The 4,621-nt window shown below is 66.3% G+C and carries 5 protein-coding genes; 1 reads left to right on the forward strand and 4 read right to left on the reverse strand.

Annotated features, from left to right (window positions below; all coding sequences use genetic code 11):
* Positions 1-477 precede the first annotated feature (477 nt).
* Positions 478-1,113 (forward strand): RNA polymerase sigma factor, encoded by a 636-nt coding sequence (locus tag DD1DGNOD_RS02490; protein ID WP_131769352.1) that lies wholly within the window; start codon positions 478-480, stop codon positions 1,111-1,113.
* 787 nt (positions 1,114-1,900) lie between these two features.
* Here the strand turns inward: DD1DGNOD_RS02490 and DD1DGNOD_RS02500 are convergent.
* The 4 genes from DD1DGNOD_RS02500 to DD1DGNOD_RS02515 all read right to left on the reverse strand — a co-directional run bounded on the left by DD1DGNOD_RS02500 (position 1,901) and on the right by DD1DGNOD_RS02515 (position 4,231).
* The gene (locus tag DD1DGNOD_RS02500; protein ID WP_131765614.1) at positions 1,901-2,755 is read right to left on the reverse strand and encodes a hypothetical protein; all 855 of its coding nucleotides are present in this window, start codon (positions 2,753-2,755) and stop codon (positions 1,901-1,903) included.
* A complete protein-coding gene (locus DD1DGNOD_RS02505; RefSeq protein ID WP_131765624.1) occupies positions 2,752-3,624 on the reverse strand; it encodes a radical SAM protein in 873 nt (290 codons plus the stop codon). Before DD1DGNOD_RS02505 ends, DD1DGNOD_RS02500 begins: the two co-directional genes overlap by 4 nt.
* A complete protein-coding gene (locus DD1DGNOD_RS02510) occupies positions 3,621-3,950 on the reverse strand; it encodes a hypothetical protein (RefSeq protein ID WP_131769353.1) in 330 nt (109 codons plus the stop codon). Before DD1DGNOD_RS02510 ends, DD1DGNOD_RS02505 begins: the two co-directional genes overlap by 4 nt.
* A 71-nt stretch (positions 3,951-4,021) precedes the next feature.
* Positions 4,022-4,231, reverse strand: coding sequence for a hypothetical protein (locus DD1DGNOD_RS02515; protein ID WP_131765615.1), 210 nt, complete (start codon positions 4,229-4,231; stop codon positions 4,022-4,024).
* Positions 4,232-4,621 lie beyond the last annotated feature (390 nt).

Genomic DNA, 4,621 nt, shown 5'->3' on the forward strand with positions numbered 1-4,621 from the left:
CTGACCTCAAACGACCGGCCCGGCCCATCTTCGTCCTGCCGCCGTTCGTTCCGTCGCCGTTCCCGTTCGCCTTGTCGCCGTTGGCCCGGCCCAGCTGCGTCCCGCTGGCGGACACCGGTCCGCCGAGTGTGCCCACCACGCCTGGAGGCTACGAGAGACGATCGGAAACCGGCGGTGGAGGCCCGTCAGCTGCAGGTGGAAACCGCTACAAAAACATGTCGAATCAACTTGGCGAGAGGACAGCGAAGCAGTTCGGCCCCACGCAATGCCCAGACATCCCGAACGTGCTACCGATCTATCGGTGCCGTCAGCGGCGGATAGGCCATACGGTCGTCGCTCTGCCGGGCATCCATACCGTGTACGGGGTCTGGCGTCCGCACGAGGCAGGAGCCACCGAAGCCCCTGTCCTGAAGATGATGGGGATCCACCGGGAACCTGACGACCTCGTGCGGACATTACGAGGTATGAGAGCGATCGATGACGACTGAGTCCGTTGGGTCCGTCCCCGACGGTGAGCTGCTTGCGCGGGCCGGGTCCGGGGACGGGGCGGCGTTCGGACTTCTGTTCCGTGCGCACTCCAGCGCCGTCTACACCTACTGCTTCCACCGGCTCGGTTCGTGGAGCACGGCGGAGGATGCCACGTCTGTGGTCTTCCTGGAGGCGTGGCGGCGGCGGGCCGACGCGGTCGCCGTGTCCGGGTCGTTGCGTCCGTGGCTGCTCGGGGTGGCGACGAACGTGGTGCGCAATCAGCTGCGGGCTGCTCGTCGTTACGACGCGGCGCTGTACCGGCTGCCCCCTCCGGGGGTAGAGCCCGATCCCTCCGACGAGGTCGTGGCGCGGCTCGACGACGAGCAGTGGATGCGGGAAATCCTGCACGAGCTTGCGTTACTGAACCGTGGTGAGCGGGATGTTGTTGCCCTGGTGGCGATGGCTGGTTTGAGTTATACGGAAGCCGCGGTCGCTCTGGGCATACCGGTGGGAACAGTCCGGTCGCGTCTGGCCCGCGCCCGGGTTCGGCTTGCGAAGGTTCGGGCTGCTGCGACGGGTGCGTTCCAGGATTCCGTGGGCACGGCGACACCGGTCACAGGCCGGCACGGTCGAGGAGTGGTGTGACATGTCCGATCTGGATTTTCCTCGGCTGCCACCACAGCGGTCCATCCCGGCGGAGCGGTTGGCGCAACGTCAGCTGCTGCTCGAACGCCATACCATGGCGGCGTCCAGGCCCGTCCGGACGCCGTGGTGGCGGCGAAAGCTGGTGGTTGTTCCGGCTGTCGCGGTGCTGGCTGTCTCTGTTACGGCCGCAGGTCGGGCGTTGCTTCCCGGCGGAATGGCGACACAGGCCACGACGGTGTCGTGCCACACGACGGTGAGTCTTCAGGGTGACACGGACATTGTCGGCGGCGGGGCGGTGGACCCGGCAGAATCCTGCCGGAATGTGTGGCGGTCCGCCGGGACGAATGTGCCGCCGGAGCTTGCTATCTGTCTTACCCCGGGCGGGGGCATAGCGGTGTTTCCGTCGAAGGATGCCTGCCGCACGCTGGGATTGAGACCGTTTATGGGAGTATCTGATTCTGCGCGCAGCTTCGCCGCTTTCCAAAATGAAGCGATCACCGCTGTGAGGGCGGATCATTGCCGTCCCCGCAGCGAGATCATCGACATGATCCGGCGGAAGTTGGATGCTTATGGCCTACAGTCCTGGCGGATCGACGACAGCGGATTCGGTCAGCCGTGGGCTGCGGGACGGCCCTGCGCCAGCCTTGCCTTCGACCACGACCGGTCGACCGTGATCATAGTGCCGAACACACAATGACGCTGACAGGTGCGGGGCCGCCGGCCCCTGGAAAGATCAGGATATTTTCCGGCTGGACCGACTCTCTACGATCAACTGGAGCTCCTCCGGTCAGCCCAGGATCTTTTTGGCGAGTTGGTGCAGAGCAGAGCAAAGATCAACAGTGTCCTCATAGTAGGCCACGTTGACCAGGATGTCAGCGGCAGCGACCAGCTGTGCGTAGCGCCCCGACGGACTGTCGAGCACATCCGCGAACGTGGCGTACACACGCTCGGCAACCTCGGGGACGGCCAGAGCGGTGCAGTACAGTCGCGCGGCCCCATACCCGGTCACACCGACGCCCCAGTGCTCCCAGTCAAGGATCATCAGGTTGGGCACAGTGACGTTGCCCCAGTGCAGGTCCAGGTGTTCGGTGCTGCCCCAGGTCGGCTCGATCCCCGACGGGAGCGGTCGCCCGTAGACCGCGTGCAACAGGTATCTGTACCGTTCGGCACAGTGCGCCCAGAAGGTCCGGTCGGTAGGATGGGTGGCCAGCGCGTCCAGGGAGGCACGCAGATCACCCAGCCACCTCGGGGACAGGGTGATCGGTGTGGCCAGGTACTGGCTGCCGGGCGCCGCGACCGGGTCAGTGGCCAGGGTCATCAGGTCGGCGCACACCGGGACGTTCACCGGCTGGGTGTGCGCCCACTCCACACTGCCCAGCAGCGTCGGTTTGTGGATGCCGCTGAGGACAGCGGCGTCGCGGATGCCCGTCCACGCCTCCCTGTCCATCCCGTTTTCGTGGAATGGAGCGACACGCAGCCATACCCGTTCACCCTTGTAAAGCACCGGGCCGCCGATGTTGTCCGCGACGCTGGTAGCTGGCGTGCAGGGCGCGACTCCCAGTCGCTGGGCTGCTTCCAAGAACACGTCCGCGAGCCACGCGTCGTAGTCATCGACACGGACCGGCAACCATCGCTGCCTCACGTAAACGTCTTCCTCAGGGGGCTACAGGACGGTGTGCACGACGGCTGGCAGCTGGAGCGCGGCCCGCATTTCATGTTGGGCATGCACGCGGTCTCCTCGGACCGGCGGACCTGGTCGAGCCACGCCACCTGCGTTCGGAAGGCGTCGCTGTCAAGAACCGTGCGCAGCGGTTCCCGTCGGGCATTGCCGACGACCGCATGCCGCGTGAACACACACGGCGACACCGTACCGTCCGGGCCGATGGCGGCGGTGCCATGCCCGCACTGCCCGCAGGTGTCCGCCTCGTTCATCGCATGGGCACCGCGGCCGAACGCCCGCATCTGGTCATAGCCGATGTCGGTGACCCCGAGGGCCGCGAGGTCCGCGCGCGCCTGGTCGACACGCTGAGCGTCGTTGACGCCGATGATGCCTACCCGTAACGGGATCTTCCGGCGTACCGCCTCGGCGATGTTCTCCCTGGTCCGGGTGTGGCTTCCCGACCGGCCAGTGATCGCATCATGTTGGGTCGGGTCGTCAGAGTAATACGACGTCGCCAACTGGACACCCGGCTGGCGGGAGAACAGGTCCCACAGCGTGGGGGTGACCCGGTAGAGATTGGTGAACATCTCCACCCGGAGCCCGACCGCAAGCGCGTGGGTCACCAGATCGGGAAACGCCGGGTGCACGGTCGGCTCACCGCCGATGAACTGGACCATCTCGATGCCGTGTTCGGCGGCGTCCTCGATGAGGCGTATCCAATCGGATGCGGTCATCGCTCCGTGGCCACCTTGTGGGGATGAATCCGCATAGCAGTGCACGCACGTAAGCTGACAGCGTCCGGTGATCTCGAGCCACAGGAACCGGGTCGGGATAGTAGCTACAGGGATCATATGCACACTCCGTCTCTGCGAACATGGCTCACCGGCCCGGCCCGGCCCGGCCCAGACCCGTCGCCGTCACTGTCAGCGGTGAAGTCACCGCCGGCATCCGCCGGCTCGCTCCCGCGCCGACCCGGCGGCAGCCTGCCCGCACGCCACGTCCGGGCCACCGCGGTGTGCACCGCCTCCAACGCCGCATGCTGACCGGCGACAAACGCCAACGCCTCGGCTTCCGTCACCCCGTCCCCGGCCCGCAACAGCGGTTCCGGCGTCACTGCCAACACCGCGAGCAGGCTCCGACGGAGATCCGGCACCCGCAGCGCCGGACCGTCCCGCACGGTCCGGTCATCGGTATGCGGCGTTCTCGGCACGGACCGGCAGCGCTCCGACAGAGGCGAACCGTCCCCGCTCATCGGGTCTCTCCCCGCCAGCGCACCGCCGACGCCGCCACACTCTTGGTGAACCGCACCGGTCCTACCGCATAGTCACTCATCCCGGCCGACCGGGCATGCTGATCGGCGGCGGTCACGCTCTCAAAGGCCATCACCACCCCCGAGACCGCCCACCTCTCCGCACCACCGAACTGGATCAGCGCATACAGCGTGCCCGAACCGTCCATAGCCCTGCCTCCTCCCGCATTGACCGGTGACAAGCCGGCCCGGAGGGATGAAGAGTGAAGGGGACACCCGCCCGGAACCGGCCCGGCGACACCGCCCGGACGCTTCCCACGCCCGAAATTCGGTATCGCCCTGCGGCGCTGTGTGGGGACTCATGTCATCCCAACCAGAACCGTCGCCAATCACTATCGGTACTTTCCGGCGTCTTCACAGTGACGGCTTCCGTGCGTCTAGGTGACGTCTTTGTGTCGTCACGCGGCATCTTGGTGTCATCTCCGAACATTCGAGTGTCATCGCGTGACAACCCGGCACCATCACCGGAACATGTTCATCGGATGCTCCTACCGTCACCATCCGAGCATCCGAGCATCCGATCACGTCCGTTGCTTCCC

Origin of the sequence: Candidatus Protofrankia californiensis (assembly GCF_900634765.1) — a bacterium.
GTDB lineage: Bacteria > Actinomycetota > Actinomycetes > Frankiales > Frankiaceae > Protofrankia > Protofrankia californiensis.

What these genes read in the sequence shown, in the direction of transcription:
- DD1DGNOD_RS02490 (WP_131769352.1), top strand. Translation starts at nt 478, where the DNA reads ATGACGACTGAGTCCGTTGGGTCCGTCCCCGACGGTGAGCTGCTTGCG.
- DD1DGNOD_RS02505 (WP_131765624.1), bottom strand. Translation starts at nt 3,624, where the DNA reads ATGATCCCTGTAGCTACTATCCCGACCCGGTTCCTGTGGCTCGAGATC.
- DD1DGNOD_RS02515 (WP_131765615.1), bottom strand. Translation starts at nt 4,231, where the DNA reads ATGGACGGTTCGGGCACGCTGTATGCGCTGATCCAGTTCGGTGGTGCG.